At 68.4% G+C, this 25,165-nt stretch carries 23 protein-coding genes; 11 read left to right on the top strand and 12 right to left on the bottom strand.

The features are described 5' to 3' along the window. Nucleotides 1–211: 211 nt before the first annotated feature. Complete coding sequence (locus ABIE24_RS05030; protein ID WP_354497416.1) at nt 212–1,108, bottom strand: LysR substrate-binding domain-containing protein; 897 nt, start codon at nt 1,106–1,108, stop codon at nt 212–214. 153 nt (nt 1,109–1,261) lie between these two features. Here ABIE24_RS05030 and ABIE24_RS05025 point away from each other — a divergent pair, with 153 nt between their 5' ends. Together ABIE24_RS05025 and ABIE24_RS05020 are read left to right on the top strand one after the other, a co-directional pair. Next, entirely contained in the window at nt 1,262–4,918 is a 3,657-nt protein-coding gene (locus ABIE24_RS05025; RefSeq protein WP_354497414.1) for a proline dehydrogenase family protein, read from the top strand. A gap of 34 nt (nt 4,919–4,952) precedes the next feature. Then, nucleotides 4,953–6,344: a DHA2 family efflux MFS transporter permease subunit gene (locus tag ABIE24_RS05020; RefSeq protein WP_354497413.1), complete on the top strand. Its 1,392-nt coding sequence runs from the start codon at nt 4,953–4,955 to the stop codon at nt 6,342–6,344. Between the two features lie 120 nt (nt 6,345–6,464). Here the strand turns inward: ABIE24_RS05020 and ABIE24_RS05015 are convergent, their stop codons facing one another. Continuing rightward, entirely contained in the window at nt 6,465–6,833 is a 369-nt protein-coding gene (locus tag ABIE24_RS05015) for a GntR family transcriptional regulator (RefSeq protein WP_354497411.1), read from the bottom strand. 78 nt (nt 6,834–6,911) lie between these two features. On the opposite strand from ABIE24_RS05015, the gene ABIE24_RS05010 reads away from it, so the two are divergent. Next, nucleotides 6,912–7,796, top strand: a complete 885-nt coding sequence (locus ABIE24_RS05010) for a Vgb family protein (protein ID WP_354497409.1) — start codon at nt 6,912–6,914, stop codon at nt 7,794–7,796. A gap of 23 nt (nt 7,797–7,819) precedes the next feature. On the opposite strand, the gene ABIE24_RS05005 is transcribed toward ABIE24_RS05010, so the two are convergent. Beyond that, a complete protein-coding gene (locus tag ABIE24_RS05005; RefSeq protein ID WP_354497408.1) occupies nt 7,820–8,569 on the bottom strand; it encodes a GTP pyrophosphokinase in 750 nt (249 codons plus the stop codon). Beyond that, complete coding sequence (locus tag ABIE24_RS05000; protein WP_354497407.1) at nt 8,523–10,289, bottom strand: alkaline phosphatase D family protein; 1,767 nt, start codon at nt 10,287–10,289, stop codon at nt 8,523–8,525. The genes ABIE24_RS05005 and ABIE24_RS05000 overlap by 47 nt, the downstream gene beginning before the upstream one ends. Nucleotides 10,290–10,392: 103 nt before the next feature. Here ABIE24_RS05000 and ABIE24_RS04995 point away from each other — a divergent pair, with 103 nt between their 5' ends. Beyond that, the gene (locus ABIE24_RS04995) at nt 10,393–11,226 is read left to right on the top strand and encodes an alpha/beta fold hydrolase (RefSeq protein ID WP_354497405.1); all 834 of its coding nucleotides are present in this window, start codon (nt 10,393–10,395) and stop codon (nt 11,224–11,226) included. A gap of 3 nt (nt 11,227–11,229) precedes the next feature. Here ABIE24_RS04995 and ABIE24_RS04990 read toward each other — a convergent pair whose 3' ends face one another. After that, nucleotides 11,230–11,568 carry a cupin domain-containing protein gene (locus ABIE24_RS04990; protein ID WP_354497404.1) on the bottom strand — a complete coding sequence of 113 codons (339 nt, stop codon included), beginning with the start codon at nt 11,566–11,568 and terminating at the stop codon, nt 11,230–11,232. Nucleotides 11,569–11,746: 178 nt separating this feature from the next. Here ABIE24_RS04990 and ABIE24_RS04985 point away from each other — a divergent pair, with 178 nt between their 5' ends. Next, nucleotides 11,747–11,914, top strand: coding sequence for a hypothetical protein (locus ABIE24_RS04985; protein ID WP_354497402.1), 168 nt, complete (start codon nt 11,747–11,749; stop codon nt 11,912–11,914). 90 nt (nt 11,915–12,004) lie between these two features. On the opposite strand, the gene ABIE24_RS04980 is transcribed toward ABIE24_RS04985, so the two are convergent. Continuing rightward, nucleotides 12,005–12,442, bottom strand: coding sequence for an Lrp/AsnC family transcriptional regulator (locus tag ABIE24_RS04980; protein WP_354497401.1), 438 nt, complete (start codon nt 12,440–12,442; stop codon nt 12,005–12,007). Between the two features lie 179 nt (nt 12,443–12,621). Between ABIE24_RS04980 and ddaH the strand changes: the two genes are divergently transcribed. From ddaH to ABIE24_RS04965, 3 genes are all read left to right on the top strand, one after another. Beyond that, nucleotides 12,622–13,482 carry a dimethylargininase gene (ddaH, locus tag ABIE24_RS04975; protein ID WP_354497399.1) on the top strand — a complete coding sequence of 287 codons (861 nt, stop codon included), beginning with the start codon at nt 12,622–12,624 and terminating at the stop codon, nt 13,480–13,482. After that, on the top strand, nt 13,479–14,966 hold the full coding sequence (rocD, locus tag ABIE24_RS04970) for an ornithine--oxo-acid transaminase (RefSeq protein WP_354497397.1): 1,488 nt from the start codon (nt 13,479–13,481) through the stop codon (nt 14,964–14,966). The genes ddaH and rocD overlap by 4 nt, the downstream gene beginning before the upstream one ends. A gap of 115 nt (nt 14,967–15,081) precedes the next feature. Next, nucleotides 15,082–15,819 (top strand): polyprenol monophosphomannose synthase, encoded by a 738-nt coding sequence (locus ABIE24_RS04965; RefSeq protein ID WP_354497395.1) that lies wholly within the window; start codon nt 15,082–15,084, stop codon nt 15,817–15,819. A gap of 90 nt (nt 15,820–15,909) precedes the next feature. Here the strand turns inward: ABIE24_RS04965 and ABIE24_RS04960 are convergent, their stop codons facing one another. The 3 genes from ABIE24_RS04960 to ABIE24_RS04950 form a co-directional block, all read right to left on the bottom strand. Beyond that, nucleotides 15,910–17,172, bottom strand: a complete 1,263-nt coding sequence (locus ABIE24_RS04960) for an alpha-hydroxy acid oxidase (protein ID WP_354497393.1) — start codon at nt 17,170–17,172, stop codon at nt 15,910–15,912. Beyond that, on the bottom strand, nt 17,165–17,902 hold the full coding sequence (locus ABIE24_RS04955) for a FadR/GntR family transcriptional regulator (RefSeq protein ID WP_354497391.1): 738 nt from the start codon (nt 17,900–17,902) through the stop codon (nt 17,165–17,167). The genes ABIE24_RS04960 and ABIE24_RS04955 overlap by 8 nt, the downstream gene beginning before the upstream one ends. 233 nt (nt 17,903–18,135) lie before the next feature. Beyond that, nucleotides 18,136–19,056 (bottom strand): 2-hydroxyacid dehydrogenase, encoded by a 921-nt coding sequence (locus tag ABIE24_RS04950; protein WP_354497390.1) that lies wholly within the window; start codon nt 19,054–19,056, stop codon nt 18,136–18,138. 59 nt (nt 19,057–19,115) lie between these two features. Between ABIE24_RS04950 and ABIE24_RS04945 the strand changes: the two genes are divergently transcribed. Then, a complete protein-coding gene (locus tag ABIE24_RS04945) occupies nt 19,116–19,334 on the top strand; it encodes an SCO4848 family membrane protein (RefSeq protein WP_354497388.1) in 219 nt (72 codons plus the stop codon). Here the strand turns inward: ABIE24_RS04945 and ABIE24_RS04940 are convergent. The 3 genes from ABIE24_RS04940 to ABIE24_RS04930 all read right to left on the bottom strand — a co-directional run bounded on the left by ABIE24_RS04940 (nt 19,331) and on the right by ABIE24_RS04930 (nt 23,724). Further along, nucleotides 19,331–20,746 carry a rhamnulokinase gene (locus ABIE24_RS04940; RefSeq protein ID WP_354497386.1) on the bottom strand — a complete coding sequence of 472 codons (1,416 nt, stop codon included), beginning with the start codon at nt 20,744–20,746 and terminating at the stop codon, nt 19,331–19,333. The genes ABIE24_RS04945 and ABIE24_RS04940 overlap by 4 nt on opposite strands. A gap of 94 nt (nt 20,747–20,840) precedes the next feature. After that, entirely contained in the window at nt 20,841–22,892 is a 2,052-nt protein-coding gene (locus ABIE24_RS04935) for a bifunctional aldolase/short-chain dehydrogenase (RefSeq protein ID WP_354497384.1), read from the bottom strand. 70 nt (nt 22,893–22,962) lie between these two features. Then, a complete protein-coding gene (locus ABIE24_RS04930) occupies nt 22,963–23,724 on the bottom strand; it encodes a DeoR/GlpR family DNA-binding transcription regulator (RefSeq protein ID WP_354497382.1) in 762 nt (253 codons plus the stop codon). Between the two features lie 172 nt (nt 23,725–23,896). Here ABIE24_RS04930 and ABIE24_RS04925 point away from each other — a divergent pair, with 172 nt between their 5' ends. Together ABIE24_RS04925 and ABIE24_RS04920 are read left to right on the top strand one after the other, a co-directional pair. Continuing rightward, complete coding sequence (locus ABIE24_RS04925; protein ID WP_354497381.1) at nt 23,897–24,475, top strand: dienelactone hydrolase family protein; 579 nt, start codon at nt 23,897–23,899, stop codon at nt 24,473–24,475. A 6-nt stretch (nt 24,476–24,481) separates the two neighbouring features. Beyond that, nucleotides 24,482–25,030 carry a hypothetical protein gene (locus tag ABIE24_RS04920; protein WP_354497379.1) on the top strand — a complete coding sequence of 183 codons (549 nt, stop codon included), beginning with the start codon at nt 24,482–24,484 and terminating at the stop codon, nt 25,028–25,030. Nucleotides 25,031–25,165: the final 135 nt, after the last annotated feature.

Below are 25,165 nucleotides of genomic sequence, written 5' to 3'. Positions count from 1 at the left end.
TCAAGAAGGGTGCCGGGGGTTCCGCGCACAACTCCGCCTGTGCGCGTTCGGAGGGGCGTTTTGGTGCGAGGTAGCGGGGGGTGAACCGTTGAGCACACTGCGCGCATAACTCCGCCGGTATCGGGTGCGGTCGGCGCCTCGGGCAGCAATTGACGGCGTGCCGTCCCGGGCGAGCGGTGTTCTGGCGGAGTTGTGCGCGCGACGGGACGATTCAGGCCGGCTGCACCAGAAACCCGGTCGCCCGCGCGAGCGCCGCCCGCACCGCCGTCACCGCGGGCCGGTCGGCGCTCACCCGCCTGGCCGACGTGAACACCGTCCGCGACGGCGTTCCGGGCAGGTCGACGAGGCGCAGTACCGGGTCGCGGCCCGACCAGACCAGGTCGGGCAGCATGCCAACGGCGTTCCCCGACTCGATCAGCCGGATGTGGGCGATGAGGTCGGCGGTTTCGAAACGCACGTCGGGCTCGAAGCCGGTCGCCCGGCACAGCTGCGTCGCCCAGAGCCGCGCGACGGTGCCCTCCGGTTCCATCACGAACGGGAGGGCGGCGGCATCCGCAAGGGAGGCCACGTCGGATGCCGGTGGCAGCGCCAGTCGCAGGACATCGGTCGCGAGGAACTCCCGATCAAGGTCGGCGAGGTGCGGCCGGGTGTGGCCCGGGTACTGTTCGGCGAGCACGAGGTCGAAGTCGCGCGCGGCCAGGTCGAACAGACCGGCTTCGGGTTCCCGCTCGACGATCTCCACGCGCAACTGCGGATGTTCCTCCCGGAGAAGTGAGAGCGCTTCAGGGATCACCGCGTGCGCCGCCGACTGGAACACGGCCAGCCGCACCGTGCCGGTCACCGCGTCGAGCGACGTGGCCAGTTCGGCCTCGGCTCGTTCCATGCTGTCGAGGAGTTCGGCGGCACGCGTCGCCAGCAGCTCACCCTGCGGCGTCAGCTGCACGCGCCGGCCGCTCTTCTGCAGGAGCTTGACGCCCGCCTCGCGTTCCAGTTGCGCCAGCTGCTGCGACACCGACGACGGGCTGTACGCGAGCGCCTCCGCCACGTCAGCGAGCGTGCCGCGCAGCTGCACTTCGCGCAGAAGCCTGAGCCGTCTCATGTCGAGCATCCACCCAGCGTACTCATCGGCAAAGCTGATGAATATCCATCAGAAACATTCGCTTTTGTGAATCGAGAACCGGCCGCACACTGAGACTGGGAGTTGGCTCAACCGCCGCAACGCTCCCCGCCCAGCACATCGAGAGGGAATAGTCTCATGGTCATGCCTCACACCTCGGCCGGCGCCGATTTGAGCGCCACCCAGCTCGCCACCGATGCCGTCAGCCTCGCCCGCACCTGGCTGGACGAGAGCGCCGACGCTCCCGTCGATCCCGCCGCGCAGCGTCTCGCCGAGGTGCTCAAGGATCCGAACGGCCTCGCCTTCACGGTGGGCTTCGTCGACGGCGTCATGCGCCCTGAGGACCTCTTTGTCGCCGGGTACAACCTGCAGCGTGTGGCGAAGCTCGCCCCGGCGTTCCTGCCCTGGCACCTCCGCGCGGCGATTCTGGCCGGCGGCATCCTCGGCCCGGTGATCCCGTGGGTCGTCATCCCGGCCGCACGGCGCGTTCTCCGCGACATGGTCGGCCACCTCGTCGTCGACGCCACGCCCGCCAAACTCGGCCCGGCCATCGAGCACCTCCGCGAGGAGGGGTCACGGCTCAACCTCAACCTGCTCGGGGAGGCCGTCCTCGGCGAACGTGAGGCCGCCAAACGTCTCGACGGCACCCGCGAACTTCTCGCGCGGCCCGACGTGGACTACGTCTCGATCAAGGTCTCGGCGATCGCCTCGCAGCTGTCGATGTGGTCGTTCGAGGATGCCGTCCGGCGGGTGGTCGAGCGGCTCACCCCGCTCTACGAACTGGCGGCCGGCGCCGGCACCGAGAAGTTCATCAACCTGGACATGGAGGAGTACCGCGACCTCGACCTCACCATCGCGGCGTTCACCCGGATCCTCGACCAGCCCCAGCTGAAGAACCTGCAGGCGGGAATCGTGCTGCAGGCCTACCTGCCCGACGCCCTGTCGGCGATGCAGACGCTGCAGGACTGGGCCGCCGCGCGCGTGGCATCCGGCGGGGCGCCGATCAAAGTGCGCCTCGTGAAGGGCGCCAACCTCGCCATGGAGGGTGTCGACGCCGCCATCCACGACTGGCCGACGGCGCCGTACGACTCGAAGCAGGACACGGACGCCAACTACAAGCGCGTGCTGATGTGGGCACTCACCCCGGAACGGACGCGCAATGTGCGTGTCGGCGTCGCCGGGCACAACCTCTTCGACCTTGCCTTTGCCTGGCTTCTCGCCCAGAACCGCGGCGTGACCGACGGGGTCGAATTCGAAATGCTCCTCGGGATGGCTACCGGCCAGGCCGCCGCCGTGAAGCGCGACGTCGGCAACCTGCTGCTGTACACACCGGTGGTGAACCCCAAGGAGTTCGACGTCGCCATCTCGTACCTCATCCGGCGGCTCGAGGAGAACGCGTCGCAGGAGAACTTCATGTCCGCGGTGTTCGAGCTGCATGAGAACGAGGCCCTGTTCGAGCGTGAGAAACAGCGCTTCCTCGCCTCTGCGGCGCAGCTCGAGGCCACCCCGCACGAGATCCCGACTCCGCGTCGCATCCAGAACCGCGAGACGGAGTGGACGCTCGCGACGGGCAACCCCGTCACCCCGACCGCCGCAGACAGCTTCACGAAACCCGACACAGACGACCTCAGCATGACCCAGCAGGTCCTCGGCCTGGCCCGGGGGGCGAAGCAGGAATCCCCGTTCGACACGGTGCGTGTCTTCGACACCACCACCCTCAACACGGTCCCGGCAACCGACCTCGGCGCCCCCGGCTTCGTGAACACCCGCGACACCGACCCGTCGCTCCCCGCGAACCGGGCCTGGGCAGGGCGCATCCTGGCGCGGGTCCCCGGCAGCGAACTCGGCAATCGCACCATCGCCGAGTGCACCGTGTCGGATGCCGCGACGCTCGACTTCATCATCGACGGCGTCCGCAGCCGTGGCGCAGCCTGGGGAGCGCTTCCTGCCGCCGACCGTGCGGCGGTGCTCGAGAAGGCCGGGCTGGCGCTCGCTGCGAACCGTGACCGCCTGATCGAGGTGATGGCATCCGAAACCGGAAAGACGATCGCCGAAGCCGACCCTGAGGTGAGCGAGGCGATCGACTTCGCCCACTACTACGCAGCCAAGGCGCGCGAACTCGACGCCGTGCGCGGGGCCCGGTTCGTGCCGTCGAAGCTGACGGTGGTCACCCCGCCGTGGAACTTCCCGGTCGCGATCCCCGCCGGCGGAGTGCTCGCCGCGCTCGCCGCCGGCTCCGGCGTCATCCTCAAGCCGGCACACCAGGCCCGCCGCTCCGCCGCCATCCTCGCCGAGGCGCTGTGGGAGGCCGGTATCCCGCAGGAGCTTCTCACCCTGGTGACCCTCGACGAACGCGACCTCGGCAAGCAGCTCGTCTCGCACCCCAGCGTCGACCGCGTCATCCTCACCGGTGCCTGGGAGACGGCCGACCTGTTCCGGTCCTGGCGGCCGGACCTGCCGCTCCTCGCCGAGACCAGCGGCAAGAACGCGATCATCGTCACCCCGAGCGCCGACCTCGACCTTGCCGTCGCCGACGTCGTGAAGAGCGCGTTCGGTCACGCCGGCCAGAAATGCTCGGCGGCGAGCCTCGTCATCCTCGTCGGCTCGGCTGCGCGGAGTGAACGGTTCCACCGCCAGCTCGTCGACGCGGCGACATCGCTGCGGGTGGGCTACCCCGACGACGCCACCAGCCAGATGGGCCCGATCATCGAACCGGCCGCCGGCAAACTGCTCCACGCCCTCACCGAACTCGGCATCGGCGAGAAATGGCTTGTCGAACCGAAACGGCTCGACGACACCGGTCGGCTCTGGTCGCCCGGTATCCGGTCCGGTGTCGCCGCCGGCTCGTACTTCCACCTGACTGAGTTCTTCGGGCCGGTTCTCGGCGTGATGCACGCCGCGACGCTGACCGAGGCGATCCGGTTCACCAATGCCATCGACTACGGGCTCACGGCGGGGCTTCACACGCAGGATCCCGAGGAGCTCGCCGAGTGGCTCGCCACCGTCGAAGCCGGCAACCTCTACGTCAACCGCGGCATCACCGGGGCCATCGTGCAGCGTCAGCCGTTCGGCGGCTGGAAGCGCTCCGCCGTCGGTGCGGGCGCCAAGGCCGGCGGGCCCAACTACCTGCTCACGCTGGGGTCGTGGGTTCCCGACGCCGGGTCGAGCAGCAAGACGCTGCACCTGCGCGGCCTGGACAGCCGGGTCACCCGGCTCATCGAAGCAGCCCAGCCGTCGCTCGGTTACGAGGAGTTCGACGTGCTGCGCCGGTCGGCGCTGTCGGATGCCATCGCGTGGGGCAACGAATACGGCGAGACGAAGGACGCCTCAGGCATTCCGGTCGAACGCAACCTCTTCCGCTACCGCCCGGTGCCCGTCGCGATCCGCGGCACGGGCGACGCCGACCTCGGCGAGGTGCTGCGCGTCGCGCTCGCCGCCGTGCGTGCCCGGTCCTCGTTCTCGCTGAGCATGGCATCCGGCCTGCCCGCCGCCGTCCGGGGAGTCCTCGGCGACCTGAACGTTCCCGTCGTCGTGGAAACCGACGACGAGTGGATCGCCCGCACGGCCACCGGAGACGTGCCCCGGGTACGCCTGGTGGGCAGTGAGGCATCGCGGAGGGCGCTGCACGCAGCGCTCGCCGGTGCCGCCAGGGGCAACCCGGACCTTGCGATCTACTCCGGCGCCGTGACGCCGTCGGGGCGGATCGAGATGCTTCCGTTCCTGCACGAGCAGGCGATCTCGATCACGGCGCACCGCTTCGGCAACCCCGACCCGTGGAGCGAAGAGGTCATTCAGGGCTGACGCGCCGCGCGACCGGCGGAGCATACTGGGTGTCATGGCATCCGTCCCTCGCACCGATGCGGCCACGCAGCGCATCGTGCTGCTCGTCGCGATTCTTGCCTCGTTCGTCGCGTTCCTCGACGGCACCATCATCAATGTGGCGCTGCCGGCGATCTCGCGCGAGTTCGGCGGTGGCCTGCCGGTGCAGCAGTGGGTCGTCGACTCATACCTGCTCACCCTGGGCGCGTTTATCCTGCTGGCCGGTTCGCTGTCGGATGCCTTCGGCCGGGTCCGCATCCTCGCCATCGGCCTGATCGGGTTCGGGGCGACCTCCCTGCTCTGTGCGATCGCGCCCAGCGCTGAGTTCCTCATCGTGGCACGCGCCCTGCAGGGGGCGGCCGCTGCGCTCCTCGTGCCCAGCTCGCTCGCCATCATCATCTCGACCTTCTCCGGGCAGGCGCAGGCCAAAGCGATCGGCACCTGGACAGCCTGGACCGGCACCGCCCTGATCGTCGGCCCGCTCCTGGGCGGGCTCCTGGTCGACACCGTCTCGTGGCGGTGGGTGTTCGGGATCAACGTGCTGCCGATCGCCGTCACGCTCTGGCTGCTGCTCAAGATGGAGAAGCAGCCGGCGCACCTCAACCGGCCACGGGTCGACGTCGTGGGGGCGATTCTCGCGGCCGTCGGGCTCGGCGGCCCGGTGTTCGCCCTCATCGAGCAGGGCCGGTACGGCTGGGCGAGTCCGATCGTCTGGGTCCCGCTCGTGATCGGCATGCTCGCGTTCGGCCTGTTCCTGTGGTGGGAGAGCAGAACCCGCGACCCGATGATGCCGCTGTCGTTGTTCTCCTCGCGCAACTTCTCGGCGGGCAACATCGCGACGGTGTTCATCTACGGCGCGCTCGGCCTCGGGTTCTTCGTCATTTCGATCTACCTGCAGCAGGTCGCGGGCTGGTCGGCGACGCTCGCCGGGCTCGCCACCCTGCCGCCCACGATCGTCATGCTGCTGCTGTCGAGCCGGATCGGCGCGCTCGCCGGAAAGCTGGGGCCGCGGCTGTTCATGACCGTCGGGCCGATCATGGGGGGAGTCGGTTTTCTGCTCATGCTCACGGTCGGAGCCGAGGTCGACTACTGGTTGCAGCTGCTGCCCGGGCTCGTTGTCTTCGGTATCGGTCTCTCGATCACCGTCGCGCCGCTCACCAGTGCGATCCTGGGCGCCATCGACTCAAGCCAGGCCGGAATCGGGTCGGCCGTGAACAACGCTGTGGCCCGGGTCGCCGGCCTCGTGGCGGTCGCCTGCGCGGGCCTGATCCTCGGCGACGTCCTCGACCTGCCCGGCTTCCACCGGGCGATGTTCGCGACGGCGATCGCGTTGATCCTCGGCGGGATCGTCTCGTGGCTGGGCATCCGGAACCCGGAACTCGCGGACGAATCCCCGACCGCAGCCTGAATCCGGACCCTCATGAGGCTGACGCGCACAACTCCGCCTGATCGCATCCGACTCCGTCGCGAATGGGGTGAGAACCGGGCGGGACCTGTGGCCAGGCGGAGTTGCGAGCGCAGGCAGGGGTCAGGTGCGGATGCCGAGGGCGGCGGTCACGATCGACAGCGCCTCATCAGCGTCCAGGCCCAGCGACTTCACCCGGTCGGCGTACGCGACGGCGGCGAGTTGAGCCTGCTTGTGCGTGGGGTCGCCGACCGCGGAGACGAAGGACCCCTTGCGGCCGCGGGTCTCGATGACCTCGTCCTGCTCGAGCTCCCGGTATGCGCGGGCCACGGTGGTGGCGGCGAGGCCGAGCTCCCCGGCCAGTCCGCGCACCGTCGGCAGCTTGTCGCCCGGAACCAGGTCGCCGGTTCGCACCCGGTCGATGACCTGTCTCCGCAATTGCTCGAACGGCGGGGTCGACGAACCCTCATCGATCGCAAATGGTCCGCCCATGGCTGGCTCCCTTGTTGAGGTCAACGTAGCAACCGGAACGGCCGGGGCGCAAAGCCTCGCCCCGGCTAGGCTGAGCGGATGACGTCCCCGCTCGTGACCGAACACCGCATCGCCGACGCAACGGCCGGACTGTACGGGGTGGCCGTGACCCAGGACGGCGCCGTCTGGGCGACGCTGACCCGAGGTGAAGCCGTCGTGCGCCGCGACGCCGACGGCACGGTGACCACGATCCCGCTCGGCGACGGCTCCGAACCGTCGCTCCTCACGGCGGCCACGGAGGATTCGGTCTGGGTGACGGACTCCGGCGGCGACCGGATCCTGCGGGTCGGGCCGGATGGCATCCGCGGTTCTCTCGCGGTGCCGACACCGGGCGCCCGCCCGTTCGGGATCGCGGCGGCCCCCTCGGGCCAGGTGTGGTTCACCGAGAGCGGCGCTTCGGCACTCGGACGGATCGGCATCCTCGGGCGCGTCGACGAATTCGCCGCCGGCCCGGCTGGCGGCGGAATCTCGAGAGTCGCCTGTGACGGCGAGAGCGTCTGGTTCACCCTTTCCGAGGGCAATGCGGTCGGGTACATCCGCGGAGGCAACTCCGCGCCGGTGGTCACCGCCCTGCCCGCCGACGGCTCAGCGCCGGTCGGGATCACGGTGGCGAGCGACGGTGCGGCCTGGTTCACCGAGAGCGGCGCCGGCCAGGTCGGTCGGATCGATCGCAACGGTGCGCTCGCCGAGTTCGCCCTGCCCGATCGCTCGAGCACACCCTCCGCCATCGCCGCCGATCCCGCGGGCGGCTGCTGGTTCACCCTGCCGGGGTCGAACCAGGTCGGCTTTGTTTCCGCAGATGGAACCACCGCCGTGACCGAGCTGCCGACGCCGGACAGCGAACCGCACGGTGTGGCCGTCGCGGCAGACGGCGCCGTGTGGCTGGCGCTGGCGACCGGCGCCCTGGCCGAACTGCGACCCTGACCGCGGTCAGCCGGGCCCGGAGCTCATGACCGCTCGATCCGCGCGGCGCTGAGCATGCGGACCAGGGCGTCCGGCAGGTCGGAGCGCCCGATCTCCGCTGGTTCGATGACCCCGTCGTCCGCTCCCGCAACGTCGCTGAGGGCGACCACCTCGTCGTGCAGTCGCTCCATCTTGACGTCGAGCCGGCTGGCCGCCTCAGCCGCCTGCCGCAGCTCGTCGAGCAGGGTTTCCGGAACGGAGCGGTGGTACTTGTAATAGATCTTGTGCTCGAGGCTCGCCCAGAAGTCCATGGCGATGGTCCGGATCTGCACCTCGACCTTCACCCGTTCGACACGATCAGACATGAACACCGGTACCTCGATGATCATGTGCAGGCTCTGGTATCCGTTGCTCTTCGGCTCGCGGATGTAATCGCGCACCTCGAGGACGGTGACATCCTGCTGGGCGGAGATCATCTCCGACACCTTGTAGGTGTCCGAGATGAAGCTGCAGGTGACCCGGATGCCGGCGATGTCGTGGAGCTCCGAGCGGATGCCGTCGAGCGTCAGCTCGCAGCCCTTGCGGTTCGCTTTCTCCATGATGCTTTCGGGAGATTTCAGGCGCGAACTGACGTGCTCGATGGGGCTGTAGTCGTGCCGGTGGTGGAACTCTTCCTTGAGAATGTTGAGCTTGGTCATGACCTCGTCGATGCCGAATTTGTACGACAACATGAAACGGGTGAACTCGTCAGTGAGTTTGCGAAGGTCGGTCAACTCTCGCGGGACGTCTGCCATGGTGGCGGTTCCTTCCGGGGGCGGGGCTGTTTCCGCCGGCTTTCAGTCTGCCACCCGGCCGCTGATCGAACGCCGTGACGGTCAGCGACGCCACCTCTTCCAGCCTGGGGTGCAGATGGTCGCCGTCTTCAACGACGCCTTTGCGCCACGAGAGCTTGAGCCCCTCCGGTGTCACCTCGAGGTGAGCAAGATTGTTGTCGAACCACGGGCCCTTCATCCCTGACCAGCGGAACGGCGGGTCAGGGACCCGCGCCGACCGCGCAACCAACGCCCCGACCGGGGCGGCCAGGCCGTAGGACATGATCGCCGTGAAGAACCTCGTCAGGCGGGGTAGTGGGTTACGAATCGGTGAGCAGACCGCCTGCACGACCCGGCTGCCGGAGGAACGCTTCACCTCCGAGACGTAGGAGAAGTGCACATCGCCGGAGAGAAAGGCGATGGTAGCCGGAGCCGGGCCGCGTTTGCCGTCGGCGACCTCGGACACGATCGCCGCCACCGTGCGAAAGCTGTTCTGGAAGGCGCCCCAGTGTTCCAGGTCAGCCGCCTGGCGCATCTTCTCGCCCACCCGGGCCGCTCGTTTACCCCACCCGCCCTGCGCGAGGGCTTCGCTCCAGGACTCGACGTGGTGAAGACCCATTGGCAGCAGGAAAGGCAGCGACGTCGCAACCAGCAGGTGGTCGAAGCCGCCACGCATCTTGCCATCGAGCCAGGCCAGTTCCTCCTCGTCGAGCAGGGCCCGGTTGTCCGGGTCCAGCTCCCGGGCGGCGCGGGAGTCCACCACAACCAGCCGTGTGTCCCCGAAATCCCGGCAGTAGCTCCAGCGGTACGACACGGGGTCCGAGTCGGCCCGTTCCGCAAAACGGTCCAGCGTCGTGCTCAGGTCGAGCTCGGCATCGCCGCTGTACCCGGCAACCTTCTGCCAGATGGCATCCTCGGCCCGCTCCTGCGGTGACAGATTGCCGAGATGCTGGTAGAGCCAATACGAGGCCAGCCCGGCAACGATCCGCTCGTGCCACCAGCTTGTCGCCTCCATCTCCTTCTTCCAGCTGAGCGACGTGTTCCAGTCGTCGCGGATGTCGTGGTCATCGAAGATCATCGCGCTGGGCAGCGTCGAAAGCAGCCACCTGTTGGCGGGATCCGACCAGGCCAGGTAGTAGAGGTGAGCGTATTCCTCGAAGTCCTTGAGCTCCTCGCCTGGCGGTGCCTCGATGTCCCGGCGGGCGCGGATGAACTCCTGCATCTGCTCGCTGGTCGCGTCGGCGTAGACCTGGTCCCCGAGGAAGGCCACGAGATCAGGCCATGGCAGGTCGCGGCCGGAGGCCATGGCCAGTGCGTAGGCGCGCAGCGAGTCCACGCCGTGGCTCCGGTTGCCGGATTCGTCATGGGGCACGCTGGTACGGCACGAGCCGTAGGCCAGCCGGAGCGGCCTGGCCGGATCCAGCGTGGCGATCTTCGACGGCGGGAACTCGGACGAGGCATCCGGCCAGGCCTGGATTCCGTCGACGTCCAGTTCGTAGGCCGTCACCGTTCCCGGTTCCAGCCCGTTCACCTCGACCAGGGCGTAGTGGTGGCCGTGCACCTGGAATGTCCGGGCGGCCCAGCGTCCGCCGCCGGCACGGACCGAGACCCGCGCGGCGTCCCGTGTCTCCACCCAGACACTCGCCGAGGTCTCATCCACGTACCGCATCAACGGGCCGAGCACGAGCGGTGAGTTCGTCATGACACAGTTCTACCTGCTCCGGCCCGGCGCACGCCATGGTCCGGCGGAAAAGGGAGGAGGAACCACTGGCCGGGCGCGCAGAATCCATGGTTGGATCGGGCTCATGACGTTCATCCCGGTAGGCCAGGAAAACTCGACCAGTATCGATCTCTACTACGAGGACCACGGTTCAGGGCAGCCCGTCGTGCTCATCCACGGGTACCCCCTCGACGGCAACTCGTGGGAGAAACAGTCGAGGGCGCTTCTGGATGCCGGCTACCGCGTGATTACCTACGACCGCCGCGGCTTCGGACGATCGTCGAGACCCACCACCGGCTACGACTGCGACACCTTCGCCGCCGACCTTCACACGCTCCTCGAGGCGCTGGACGTGCGCGACGCCGTGCTCATCGGATTCTCGATGGGCTCAGGCGAAGTCGTCCGGTATCTCGGAACCCACGGCTCCCGGCGTGTGGCAAAGGTCGCTTTCCTCGCCTCGCTCGGGCCGTTCCTGCTGCACACCGACGACAACCCGGACGGCGTTCCCCAGTCGGTGTTCGACGAGATCAGTGCGAACACCGTCGCGGACCGATTCGCCTGGTTCGAGGGCTTCCTGCCGAACTTCTACAACCTCGACGAGAACCTCGGCTCGCGCATGAGCGATGCGGCCGTGCGAGGCAGCTGGAACGTCGCCACATCGGCTTCGTGGTTCGCGGTCGCCGCCGTCGTGCCCACCTGGTACACCGACTTCCGTCGTGATATCCCCGCGATCGACGTGCCGGCGCTCATTGTGCACGGCACCGCCGACCGGATCCTGCCGATCGACTCGACCGGGCGCCCGTTCTCGAAGCTCCTGCCTGACGCCGAGTACGTGGAGATCGAGGGGGCGCCCCACGGCCTGCTCTGGACCCACGCCGACGAGATCAACGAGGCGCTGCTCGCCTTTCTTCGGACGTAGGCGCTACTCGAGGTTCTCCTGGATCATCCGAGGAGACGCGTGGATGCACACCATCTCAAGGCGGCCGGGGCCTGAGTTCGTGAACTTGTGTGCCGTACCCGCCAGCACGGTGAGGATGTCACCGGCGCCCGCCTCGACGGTTTCATCATCCGCGGTGATCGTGACGGAGCCGGCGCGCACCACCCACGTCTCGGTGTACGGATGCCGGTGAAGCACAGGGCCCTGGCCGGGATCGTTGTCGACGAGAAAGAACGACACCCCGGACTGGTGGTCCTTGCCCTCGAACCGGGCGGTGCGTCCTGTGTCGGTGACGAGGTCGGACGCGGAAACGCGAGTGAACATGAAGACTCCCTCCGCGAACGGTGGGCCTCCATTGTTCTCGTCCCACCCCCGCGAATCAAGGGATTCCGGCCGTCGCATCGGGGATCACGGCGGAGCGTCATAGCAGCCCCGCAATGCTTAACGCAAGGCCCCCCAGCTTTGAAACCGCCGAAAGTCAGCTGCTGATAGCGTCCAAATCATGAATAACACACTCTTGATCGTCATCATCGTCATCGCGATTATCCTTGCCATCACCGGTGGGCTGGTGCAGTCGCTCCAGTTCCTGCTGTGGGTCGGTATCGTTCTGCTCGTCATCGCGATCATCGTCTGGCTGCTCCGGTCCCTCTCAGGCAAGAAGCGCGTCTAACCGACTTCACGGGGAAACCCGGCCACAACTGAACAGACAAGCCACGCCCCCGAACCGACAGGTTCCGGGGGCGTGGCTTCGTCGTTTCCGTCAGTCGGCGGTGCGGTGGATCAGCCGGGAGAGCACGATTGCGCTCCGGGTGTGGTCGACATTCGGGGCGTTCCGCACCCGCTCGAGCGCGGCTTCCAGGCTCGGGATGTCACGGGATCGCATGTGCACGATCGCATCGGCGCCGCCGGTCACGGTGCCCGCGTCAACCACTTCGGGCACCGCCGAGAGGATCTTCAGCAGTTCACCCGGGGCCACCGTGCCACGGCAGAACAGCTCGACGTACGCCTCGGTATGGAGGCCGTCGACCGTCGGGTCCACTTTGATCGTGAAGCCGCGGATGACGCCATCGGCAACGAGCCGATCGACCCGCCGCTTGATGGCCGAAGCGCTGAGCCCGATCTCCTGGCCGATATCGCCGTAACCCGCGCGCGCATTCTGGCGCAGAAGGTCGATGATGCCACGATCCAGATTGTCCATACCCCCAGTCTATGCGCTTTCGTTGCGTTTGACGCCGTTTTGACGCAGGATTCCTGCGCCGAACGGCGGACACTTCAGCGGTGCTGCGTGCAACACTGGGAGCACGGCGTGCCCCCGCGGTCGACAATGCGGCAGGGACTCGAGGACTGCGTCCGCCGCTTCCCTTTCAGGAGACGTGCATGACTGACACCGACACCGCGGCGGAGGTGGCTTCGGCCACCCGAACGCCCACTGCCCGCACCTACCTCATGTGCCGACCGGAGTTTTTCACCGTGTCGTACAAGATCAATCCCTGGATGGAGCCGACCAGGCCGACCGATACGGCCCGGGCGCTCCTGCAGTGGCAGACGCTGTACGACACGTACATCGGCCTCGGCCACACCGTCGAGCTTGTCGACCCGATCGCCGGGCTGCCCGACATGGTCTACTCCGCCAACGGCGGCTTCATCATCGACAACGTGGCCTATGGCGCGAGCTTCACCTTTCCCCAACGCCAGGCCGAGGGTCCGGCCTACATGGACTGGTTCCGGGAGCGGAGCTTCGATGTGCGGGTACCCCAGAACATCAACGAGGGGGAGGGCGACTTCCTCCTCGTCGGCAACACGATCCTCGCCGGCACCGGGTTTCGGAGCGAATCCCGCAGTCATTCCGAAGTGGCCGCGCTGTTCGGCCGCGAGGTCGTCACGCTGAGCCTCGTCAACCCGAACTTCTACCACCTCGACACCGCGGTCGCCGTGCTCGACCCGCTGACCGGGGACGAGAACGCGAACATCGCGTACCTGCCGAGTGCGTTCGACGCGAAGTCGCTCGCGATCCTGCAGGACCGTTACCCGGATGCCATCATCGTCAGTGAAGAGGACGCGTCGATCCTCGGGCTCAACTCGATCTCCGACGGCTACAACGTCGTTATCGCGGCCAGGGCCACCGGTTTCGAACGGCAACTGAGAGAGCGGGGGTACAACCCGATCGGGGTGGACCTGTCGGAGCTTCTGCTCGGTGGCGGCGGAGTGAAGTGCTGCACGTTGGAGTTGAGACGATGAGTTTTATGCAGGAGGCGGCGACGACGCCGGACGGTCTTGCGGGGACGGCGGCGACGTCGAGCGGTTTGCAGGGGACGGCGGCGACCTCGGAAGGTCCCGCCCATAGAGGCCCGACCACACCCGGACCTTCCGACGTCACCGCCGTCGGTGTATCTGACGGGCTCGACGTCGCCGCCGTCGGGTCTCCGGAGAAGACAGAGGCAGCCGCCTCAATCCGCGTGTCGGAGGGGGCTGGGGGAGCTGACGCCAGCCGTGGTGGTTCGGAGAAGTCCGAAGCAGCCATCGCAGCCGAAGAGGCCGTCGTCGCCCACAATTACCACCCGCTGCCGATCGTCGTCGCCTCCGCCGAGGGCGCCTGGGTGACCGACGTCACCGGCAGGCGCTACCTCGACTGCCTCGCCGCGTACTCGGCCGTGAACTTCGGCCACTCCAACCCGGTGCTTCTCGACGCCGCTCGCGCACAGCTCGAGCGGGTCACCCTGACCAGCCGGGCATTCCACAACGACCAGCTCGGACCGTTCGCCCAGGCGCTCGCCGAACTGTGCGGCAAGAACATGGTGCTCCCCATGAACACCGGCGCCGAAGCCGTCGAGTCGGCGATCAAGGTCGCCCGCGCCTGGGGCTACCGGGTCAAGGGCGTCGCGCGCGACGCGGCGAACATCATCGTCATGTCGGGCAACTTCCACGGCCGCACGACCACGATCATCAGCTTCTCGGACGACGACGACGCTCGCGCCGACTTCGGCCCGTACACACCCGGATTCCGCACGGTGCCGTACGGCGACACCGACGCGCTGGCCGCCGCCATCGACGACAACACCGTCGCCGTGCTGGTCGAACCGATCCAGGGCGAATCCGGCGTCCTCGTGCCACCGACGGGGTACCTGCCCGCAGTCCGGGCGCTCTGCACAGCCCAGAACGTGCTGTTCATCGCCGACGAGATCCAGTCCGGCCTCGGCCGCACCGGAACCACCTTCGCCTGTGACCTCGCCGGGGTCGTGCCCGACCTGTACCTGCTCGGCAAGGCCCTCGGCGGCGGAATCGTGCCCGTCTCCGCCGTGGTCGGCAACGACGACATCCTCGGGGTGCTCCAGCCTGGTCAGCACGGCTCGACGTTCGGCGGCAACCCGCTGGCATCCGCTGTCGGGCACGCGGTCGTCCGGATGCTCGCGAGCGGCGAATACCAGAAACGCGCGCGGGTGCTCGGGGCGCGACTGCACGAGAAGCTCGGCGCGTTCGTCGGCTCCGGCGTTCTCGACGTCCACGGCGCTGGGTTGTGGGCCGGGGTCGACATCGACCCGGCGCTTGCCACGGGCCGTGAGGTCTGCGAGCGGCTGATGGAACGCGGGATCCTGGCGAAGGACACCCACGGCTCCACCATCCGTTTCGCCCCGCCGATCGTCATCGACGAGTCCGACCTCGACTGGATGGTCGACCAGTTCGGCGAGGTGCTGCAGGAGTTGCGCGGCATCCCGACCGGGTGATCACGCGATGCGCCCCAGCGCCAGGAGAGCGGGCGGCGTTCGGTAGTCTGGTTTCTCATGCCGCCGCACGGGTGCCGCTGGGGCGACGTGCGCACGCGCATGAGGGAGGGATGCCGTGGCCGACACGCTCGTCATCATCCCCACGTACAACGAACGCGAGAACATCCCCGGCATCGTTGCCCGGGTGCGCGCGGCGACGCCCGAGGTCGACGTGCTGGTGGTCGACGACAACTCCCCTGACGGCACTGGGCGCATCGTTGACGGTCTCGCGGCATCCGACCCCGCCGTCTTCGTGTTGCACCGCTCGGGCAAGACCGGCCTGGGCGCCGCGTACGGCGCGGCGTTCCGGTGGGGGCTCGAGCGTGGGTATGCCCGCCTCGTCGAGATGGATGCCGACGGGTCACACCAGCCCGAGCAGCTCCCGGCCCTGCTTGCGGCCGCTGATGCGGGTGCCGACGTCGTGCTCGGGTCGCGCTGGGTTCCGGGCGGCGGCGTCGAGAACTGGCCGACGTACCGGGAGCTGCTGTCGCGGGCCGGCAGCGCGTACTCCCGCGTTCTGCTCGGGTTGCCGCAGCGCGACGTGACCGGAGGCTACCGGGTGCTTACTCGGCACGCGCTGGACAGCATCCGGCTGCAGGACGTGCACAGCCGGGGTTACGGGTTCCAGGTCGACCTGCTGTTCCACGCCGCCCGCGCCGGGCTCCGGATCGTCGAGGTGCCCATCATCTTTGTGGAGCGCCGGCTCGGCGAGTCGAAGATGACCGGCGGGATCGTGCTCGAAGCGATGCTGCGGGTGACGCTCTGGGGGATCGGCGCCCTGCCAGGGCGGCTGCGGCGCCTGGTCGGGCGCTGATCGGGCCGACGAAGAATTCGGGAGGACAATCCGGGGGTCCGTCGCCGTAGCGACGATGAACCCGCGAATTATCCTCCCGAGTGTCAGACCTCAGCGTTGGGCGACCGCATCCGCCGCGGGGAGCGCGTACGGCACGAGCCGGGCCAGCTGGGTGACGTGGCGGGGTTCGAGCTCGTCGAGGCTTGCCACCCCGAGCAGCTTCATCGTGCGGCGGATCTCGGCCGAGAGGATCTCGATGGTGCGGTCGACGCCCTCACGGCCCCCGGCCATGAGGCCGTAGAGGTAGGCGCGTCCGATGAGGGTGAACTGGGCACCGAGCGCGACGGATGCCACGATGTCGGCGCCGTTCATGATGCCGGTGTCGAGGTGGACCTCGACCTCGGACCCGACCTCGCGGACCACGGCGGGCAGCAGGTGGAACGGGATCGGGGCGCGGTCGAGCTGGCGGCCGCCATGGTTCGACAGGATGATGGCGTCGGCGCCGAGCTCGACGGCGAGGCGGGCGTCGGCGACGGACTGGATGCCCTTCACGACGAGCTTGCCCTTCCACTGTTCGCGGATGAAGCGCACTTCGTCGGGGCCGACGGTCGGGTCGAACATCGTGTCGATGAGGGCGGCGACGGTTCCGGACCAGCGGTCCAGGCTCGCGAACGCGAGGGGTTCGGTGGTGAGGAAGTTGATCCACCAGGCCGGCCGGGGCAGCGCGTTGATCACGGTCTTCGGGGTGAGCGCCGGCGGGATCGACAGGCCGTTCTTCACGTCGCGGAGCCGGGCCCCGGCCACCGGGGTGTCGACGGTGACCATGAGGGTGTCGTAGCCGGCGGCCTGGGCGCGGTCGACGAGGGCGAGGGAGCGGTCGCGGTCGGTCCACATGTAGAGCTGGAACCAGTTCCGCCCGCCGGGGGCGGCCGCGGCGACGTCTTCGATCGAGGTCGTGCCCATGGTGGACAGTGTGAAGGGGATGCCTGCGGCTTCGGCGGCGGTCGCTCCGGCGCGCTCGCCCTCGGTCTGCATCATGCGGGTGAAGCCGGTCGGGGCGATGCCGAAGGGCAGCGCGCTCGTCTTGCCGAGCACGTCCCGGGTGGTGTCGACCGTCGACACGTCGCGGAGCACTGCCGGGTGGAACTCGATGTCTTCAAACGCCTGCCGGGCGCGGCTAAGCGAGATCTCGCCCTCGGCGGCGCCGTCGGTGTAGTCGAACGGGGCCTTCGGGGTGACGCGCTTCGCGATGTGGCGCAGGTCGGCGATGCTCGTCGCGGCGGCCAGGTGCCGGGTGCGGGCGTTCAACTCGGGCTTCTTGAACTGCATCAGCGGCGCGAGGTCTCGCACCTTGGGGATTCGTCTCTCAACCATGAGGGTCTCTTTCTGTCGGCGTCCTACGGGTGGGCAGGTTGGTTTCGGCGTAGTAACCGGAGATGTGGGCGTGAACGAGCTCGCGGGCGCTCGCCGCCTCGCCGGACTCGATCGCGGCGAGAATGCTGCGGTGTTCGCGCATCAGCCGGGCCGACGTCTCGGGCCAGGACGGCAGCGTCGCCGCACCTTGGCGCACATAGCGCTCGATGGAGCTCCGCAGTCCGGCCATCGTCGCGGCGATGACCTGGTTACCGGACGCCTCCGCCAGCGCCAGGTGGAACTGCGCGTCGAGAGCAAGGAACTCGGCCGCCGGGAGCGCGCGCGACTCCATGGCGTCGAGCAGGTCGGCGGATGCCGTGAGGTCCGGCCGGGGCGACGCATCGGCGAGTTCGGCGGCGACAGCGGTTTCGAGCACGAGGCGCGTCTTCACGATGTCGGCGACGGCGAAGCCGGTCGCGGCAACCTGCAGGCGCATGAGCGAGGACATGCCGCCTCCCGGCAGGGCGACGATGATCGCTCCTGAGTTGGGCCCTGAGCCGGTCGCGGTGCGGATGAGCCCGAGCACCTCCAGCACCCGGAGTGCCTCCCGCACGCTCGAGCGGCCGACGCCGAGGTCGGCGGAGAGGGCGCGCTCGCCCGGGAGGTGGTCGCCGGGGCGCAACCGACCGTCGAGCAGGTCGCGCTCGATCGACTCGAGCACCACCTGCCAGGCGCGAGGTTCGTCCGTCACGCTGCTCCCGTTCCCTGTGTGGTCAGACCACACAGTTTACACAGTTTCGGCTTCCCTGTGCGGGCCCGTTGCCGGCTGGGCGCATTTCCAGGCTGGCACGTTTGGCCGGCACGTTCGACGGACGCGGGAGCCGCAATGCCCCGCGCGGGTCCCTTTACGCGAAGCGGGCGCTCGTGCGCCCGCGCGACGCGAAACGACCCGCGTGGGCCGCTCGCCCGGAAGCTACAGCGGCACTACGTGCGCAGCACCACGTTGACCGGTTCGTCGCCGCGCTGCATCCGCTCGATCTGCTCCCTGACCAGCTGCGCCATCCGCGGCATCATGGCGGTGGAGGCGCCACCGACGTGCGGGCTGATGAGCACGTTGGTCAGAGCGAAGAGCGGATGCCCGTCCGGCAGCGGCTCGGGGTCCGTCACGTCGAGTGCGAACCGCAGTCTCCCGGACTCGGCGGAGCGGAGGATCGCGTCGGTGTTCGCCACCGCACCGCGGGCGATGTTGACGAGCAGGGCGCCGTCGCGCATGGCCGCCAGGAACTCGTCATCGACGAGTCCCGTGGTGCTGTCGTTGAGAGGAACACCCACGACGACGATGTCGGCTTGGGGCAGCAACCGGGGCAGTTCATCGATGCCGTGGATCGCGCCGCGCTCGTCGGTGCGTGCGGTCGTGGCGACGCGTACGACGGTCACCTCGAAGGGGAGGAGGCGGTCTTCGATGGCCTTGCCCACACCGCCGTAGCCGAGCAGCAGCACGGTGCGGTCGGCCAGGCTCGCGTGGCGGGCCGGAGCCCAGCGTCCAACGCCTGCGGCGCGAACGAAGTCAGGGATGCCGCGCTGCGCAGCCAGGATCAGCGCGAGCGTCAGCTCGGCGGTCGACGTCTCATGAACGCTCGACGCGTTCGCGAAGACATTGCCGGGAGGCAGCACCTCGTCGACGCCGTCGTAACCGATCGACTGGCTCTGCACGAGCCGGGTTGGGACTCCGGCGAGGGCGCCGAGCTTCGTCGTCCCGCCCATGTACGGCTGCACCACGATGTCGAACGTCGGGACCGGCGGGGGCCCGGACATGTCCCACGACACGAACTCGACATTGTCGATGTCGCCGATGGCCTTCTGGAGGGTGGTGCCTGGTACGCCGACGCGCAACGGAGTAGTCATGCCTCGAGCCTATCGAAGCGGATGCCGCCCGGCCGGGTGCCCGCTGTTAGGTTCGGGGGATGGACTCACTGTTTGCCGTCGTGGTTCTGTTCGCGAACGCGCTGTTCAATGTTGTCGCGTGGCCCCAGTTCCTTCGCCGGGTTTCCCGCGACCCGCGCGCCCGGAACGCGAGCGGCAAGGCGACGGCCTTCCTGAGGGTCCATGTCGTTCTCGTCGCCATCGCCCTCGCTCTGGCCGTCGCGAGCGTTGTCGCGGGAATCGTCCTGCTCGTCCCTTAGCGCGAGCTCGGGGTGTACCTCACCGGCTCGAACGACGTGGCGACGAGCGCGCGCAGCGACTCGAGGTCGCCGTCGATGAGGCCGACTGCCCGCGCCTGGACCAGCACATTCCCGAGTGCGGTGGCCTCAACCGGGCCGGCGAGCACCGGAAGTCCGGCGCGATCCGCAGTGAGCTGGCACAGCAGGGTGTTGAGCGAGCCGCCCCCGACGATGTGCACGACCGAAACCGGGACGCTCGCGAGGTCGGATGCCGTGTGGACGGCGCGCGCGAAGGCATCCGCGAGGCTTTCGAGGATGCAGCGGACGAACTCGGCCTTCGTGCGCGGGACGGGTTTTCCCTGCTCGGTGAGCACGTCGGCGATGCGTGCGGGCATGTCGCCGGGCTGGAGGAAGCGCGGGTCGTCGGCGTCGAAGACGGGCATCGGGGTGGTGACGGCCGCAGCCTGGGCGAGGAGAGCGGCCAGGTCGATGACCTCGGCTGATTCGCGTTCCCAGGTGCGGACCGATTCGCTGAGCAGCCAGAGTCCCATCACGTTGTGGAGGAACCGCACCCGCCCGTCGACGCCGCCCTCGTTCGTGAAGTTGGCCTGACGGCTGGCGTCGGTCAGCACGGGGCTGTCGAGTTCGAGTCCGACGAGGCCCCAGGTTCCGCAGGAGATCCACGCGGCGTTCGGTGTCGTCATCGGCACGGCCACGACAGCGGATGCCGTGTCATGCGACCCGACGGCGGTCACCGGGGTCTGCGGCGAGAGCCCGGTTTCGGCGGCGATGGCGGGCAGCACCGTGCCGAGCAGCGTCCCCGGCTCGACGAGCGGCGGGAAGACGCCGCGCGGAAAACCGAGGCGGGCGACCAGGTCGTCGTTCCAGGCTCCGTCGCGCGACAGCAGTCCCGTGGTCGACGCGTTCGTGACCTCGGCACCGCGGGCACCGGTGAGCCAGTGCGCCAGGAGGTCAGGGATGAGCAGCACCGAGTCGGCATCGTGCAGGCGGGCGTCCGCGGCCAGCTGGTACAGCGTGTTGAACGGGAGGAACTGCAACCCGTTCTGCGCATACAGCTCGGCGAAGGGCACGCGACCGTGCACGGCGGCGACCCCGCGCGCGGTGCGGTCGTCGCGGTAGTGGAACGGTTCCGACAGCATCCGCCCGTCTGACATCAGGGCGTAGTCCACCGCCCAGGAGTCGATGCCGATGCTCTGGATGGCCGGCTCGCGGCGCGCGGCTTCGGTGAGGCCGGTGAGAACGGACCGGAACAGTCCGGTCGCGTCCCAGTGCAACCCGTCGTCGGTGCTCGTCGGTCCGTTGGGGAACCGGTGCACAGGCTCGAGCCGCAGCTGGTGAGGGGCGACGTGGCCGAGCATGACCCGCCCGCTCGTCGCGCCGAGGTCGACGGCGGCGACGGTTCCCGTGCTCATCGCTCGAACCCGCGCACGACGTCACCCGTTTCGGACGCGGTCACCCGGCGTACCGGATGACCTGGACCGAAACGGATGACCTGGCCTGGCGCACTCATCGGAGGAACGCGGCCGCGACGCCGGCATCCACGGGGATGTGCAGGCCGGTCGTGTGCGAGAGGTCGCTCGTGCAGAGCACGAACACGGCGTTGGCCACGTTCTCCGGGACGACCTCGCGCTTGAGGATGGTGCGCTGGGCGTAAAACTTGCCGAGGTCCTCTTCTTCGATGCCGTAGGTCTTGGCACGGTTCGCACCCCAGCCCGAGGCGAAGATCCCGGAGCCGCGCACGACGCCGTCGGGGTTGATGCCGTTGACCTTGACGCCGTACTCGCCGAGTTCGGCGGCGAGCAGCCGCACCTGGTGGGCCTGGTCTGCCTTCGTCGCCGAGTACGCGATGTTATTCGGGCCGGCGAAGACCGAGTTCTTCGACGAGATGTAGATGATGTCGCCGCCGAGCTTCTGGTCGATGAGCACGCGCGCCGCGGCCTTCGAGACGAGGAAGGAGCCCTTCGCCATGACGTTGTGCTGCAGGTCCCAGTCCGCTTCGGTCGTGTCGAGCAGCGACTTGGACAGCGACAGCCCGGCGTTGTTCACGACCAGGTCGAGTCCGCCGAACGCGAGCACGGCGGCGTCGATCGCGGCCTGCACAGCCTGTTCGTTCGAGACGTCAGCGGCGACTCCGATGGCGACATCCGTGTTCCCGATCTCGGCGGCGGCTTCCTGCGCCTTCTCGAGCGACAGGTCGGCGATGACGACGCAGGCGCCCTCGGCGGCGAGCCGGACGGCGATGGCCTTGCCGATTCCGCCGGCGGCACCGGTCACGAGGGCGACGCGGGTGGCGAGCGGCTTCGGCTTCGGCATGCGCTGCAGCTTGGCTTCTTCGAGCGCCCAGTACTCGATGCGGAACTTCTCGGCCTCGTCGATGGGGGCGTAGGTGGACAGGCCCTCGGCGCCGCGCATGACGTTGATGGCGTTGAGGTAGAACTCGCTCGCGACACGGGCGGTCTGCTTGTTCGCGCCGTAACTGAACATGCCGACGCCGGGGACGAGCACGATGAGGGGGTCTGCGCCGCGGATCGCGGGCCACTCGGTGGTTGAGCCTGTCGAAACCGCGTTCCGCTCGTAGTACGCGGTGTAGTCGGCCCGGTACTCCTCGTGCAGGGCGTGCAGGCGTTCGATCGTCTCTTCCACCGACGCGGATGCCGGCAGGTCGACGAGAAGCGGCTTCACCTTGGTGCGGAGGAAGTGGTCGGGGCAGCTCGTGCCGAGCGCGGCAAGCCGGGGGTGCTCGGCGCTGGCGAGGAAGTTGAGGACGACAGCGTCGTCGGTGAAGTGGCCGACCTGCGGCCTGTCGGTGGACGCGAGCCCGCGGAGGGTCGGTGCGAGGGCGGCGGCCTTGGCGCGGCGCTCCGCTTCCGGGAGCGCACCGTACCCGTCAAGGGCGGGGCCGAACGGCTCGGGACGCGAGTTCGCGGCGATGTACTCGGCGGCGGTGTCGATGATCCAGAGCGAGTTCTTCTCGGACTCGTCGCTCGTGTCGCCCCACGCAGTGATGCCGTGTCCGCCGAGGATGCAGCCGACGGCATCCGGGTTCTCGGCCTTGATCTTCGCGATGTCGAGGCCGAGCTGGAAGCCGGGGCGGCGCCAGGGGACCCAGAGGACTTTGTCGCCGAAGATCGTCTTCGTGAGCTCTTCACCGTCGGCGGCCGTGGCGAGGGCGATGCCGGAGTCGGGGTGAAGGTGGTCGACGTGCGCCGCGTCGACGAGGCCGTGCATGGCCGTGTCGATCGACGGGGCGGCCCCGCCCTTGCCGTGCAGTGTGTAGTCGAAGGCGGCGACCATCTCGTCTTCGCGGTCGAGGCCCGGGTATACGTTCTGGAGCGCCCGCATCCGGTCGAGGCGCAGCACCGCGAGCCCTTCGGCCGTGAGGGTGCCGAGGTCGCCGCCTGAGCCTTTGACCCAGAGCAGCTCGACATCTTCGCCCGTGGCGGGGTCGGTTCCCGTGCCCTTCGCCGAGGTGTTTCCACCGGCGTAGTTCGTGTTTTTCGGATCGGCGCCGAGCCGATTGCTGCGTGCAAGAAGTGCTGCTGCGGTGTCCTCGGTCATGCGCCCATCTCCTGTTTGTTTGTGTTACTTATTACACAAAGTAACAGCAGCTGTTGGGATGGTCAAGACGTCACAACAGATTGGTGAGCTCCCGGTAGGCGTCCAGCCGCTCGTCTGCCGGGTCGAGTTCCGTCACCATGGTGTCAATCCGGTCCCAGTCCAGGGCCCGGGCGAGGGCCCGCTGGCCGAGCTTCGTGGAATCGACAAGGAGGACGGTCTCATCGGACGCCTCGACGAAAGCCAGCTTCACCTGCGTTTCGGCGAGGGTGACCTCGCTCGTTCCGCGGGCGGGGTCTGCGGCCGCCGACGAGGTGAAGAACCGCGAATAGTGAAGAGAGCCGGCCGCCTGGCAGGCCAGGAGCCCGACGAAACTGTCTGTGCGTTCCTCGGCCTCTCCGCCGATGAGAAGCGCGTGCGCGCCCGGCAGGCGGCGCGCCACCTGGAAGTTTTCATACGAATTGGTCGCGATGGAGAGGTCGGATGCTCCCTCCAGCCGGGACAGCAGGGTTCCGACCGTCGACGACGCATCGAAAGCCGCGGCGCCCGCCGCGGGCACGAGAGCGCGCGCCTTGTCGGCGATGACGAGCTTCGCTTCGGCCCCGATCGACATCCGCTCGACGAAGGAGCGAGGCCGAAGCGACGGCACCGCGCCGCCTCGCACACGCCGCAGCTGGCCATCCGTTTCGAGGTCCGCGAGGTCACGCCGCACGGTCATCGGCGAGACGCCGAGCCGCTCGGCAGCCGCATCGAGCCTGATGATGCCGTCGGCGTTGAGGATTTCCAGCAGGCGCTCGCGGCGGGATTCAGCGTCAACGGTCGACGTCGTTGCCATGTCGTGCTCCTGTCTTCGCTGAAATGCTATCGCTGGATCGGTCACGGATCCCGGTCGACGGCAGCCTTCGCGCTGCTGACGCAGGTGCGAAGCCCCTTCCGGTCGTCTGCCTCTTCGGCCATACTCGGTCGAATTGAGCCCAACGGGGCCTGAGCCGGGAGCCGTCCAAGAAATGTCCGAGATCCTGCTGTTTCACCACGCCCAGGGCCTGACGCCCGGCGTGCACGCCTTCGCCGACACCCTCCGTGATGCCGGTCACACCGTGCACGTGCCCGATCTCTACGACGGCAACACGTTCCAGGACCTGGACGATGGCATGGCTTATGTCCGCAGGCTCGGGTTCGACACCGTCCTCGAGCTCGGGCGGGCGGCTGCGGACTCTCTGCCGAACGAGCTCGTCTACGCCGGGTTCTCGCTTGGCGGGATGCCGGCCCAACTGCTTGCCCAGACCCGGCCGGGCGCGCAGGCGGCCCTGCTCTTCCACGCGGCCCTGCCGGTCTCGGAATTCAGTGATCGCTGGCCGGCTGGAGTGCCTGTTCAGATCCACGCCATGGACGGCGACCCGGAGTTCGTCGATTCGGGTGACATCGATGAGGCGCGCGCGCTGGTCGATGATGCAGAGGACGCCGAATTGTTCCTGTACCCCGGCGACAGGCACCTCTTCGCCGACAGCAGTCTCGACTCGTATGACGACGCCGCGACGAGTCTCCTGAAGGAACGCGTGCTGGCCTTCCTCGATCGCGTCGGGTGAAGCGACATGGCAGATGGTGTTCCCAAAAGGGCGGATCCTGAGGCGACCCGGTGGTACACGGAGCCCGCGGCCACGGGCGTAATTCTCCTGGGGATTGTCACGGTCTGGCTGTTGCTCTATTCCGCCAATGCGGTGCGCAATAACGTGCCGATCGCCGAGCCGTACACGTCGGGTCTCGACTTCGCCGTGCGGATGGTGCAGGCGGTCGCTTTCCTTGCGGCCCCAATCACGGTGTGGGCCGTTTTCGTGGCCCTCGGGAATCTGCTGGTGCGAAAGCGAGGCTTTGGGTCGCGCGCTCTCGTGGCGTTCGTTGTCGCGGCGATTCCCGTGGCGTTCTTCGCCGTTTCATCCGCTATCCCGTATGCGCGGAGCGAGGGCTGGCAGGGGATGGCGATGGTCGGCGTGGCTTTCTCTGTTCTCATACCGTTGGGTGTGCTGATCGCGTACTGCGTGGCCGGTGGGCTCCTGAGCCTTCGCGGCCACCCGAGTCCTCGCGACCGCCCAAGCTCTCAGGACCACTCAAAACCTGCGACACCGGGCAATCCGAGGTCCTAGTCGCAGTTCGGGTCGCTGTTCCGGGTCACTGTTCCGGGTCACTGTTCCGGGTCGCTGTCCTGGGTCGCTGTCCTGGGTCGCTGTCCTGGGTCGCTGTTCTGGGTCGCTGTCCTGGGTCGCCGTCCTGAGTTGAGG

Origin of the sequence: Mycetocola sp. 2940 (assembly GCF_040548835.1) — a bacterium.
Taxonomy (GTDB): Bacteria; Actinomycetota; Actinomycetes; order Actinomycetales; family Microbacteriaceae; genus Mycetocola_A.
This window is presented reverse-complemented; position numbering and strand designations above follow the sequence as displayed.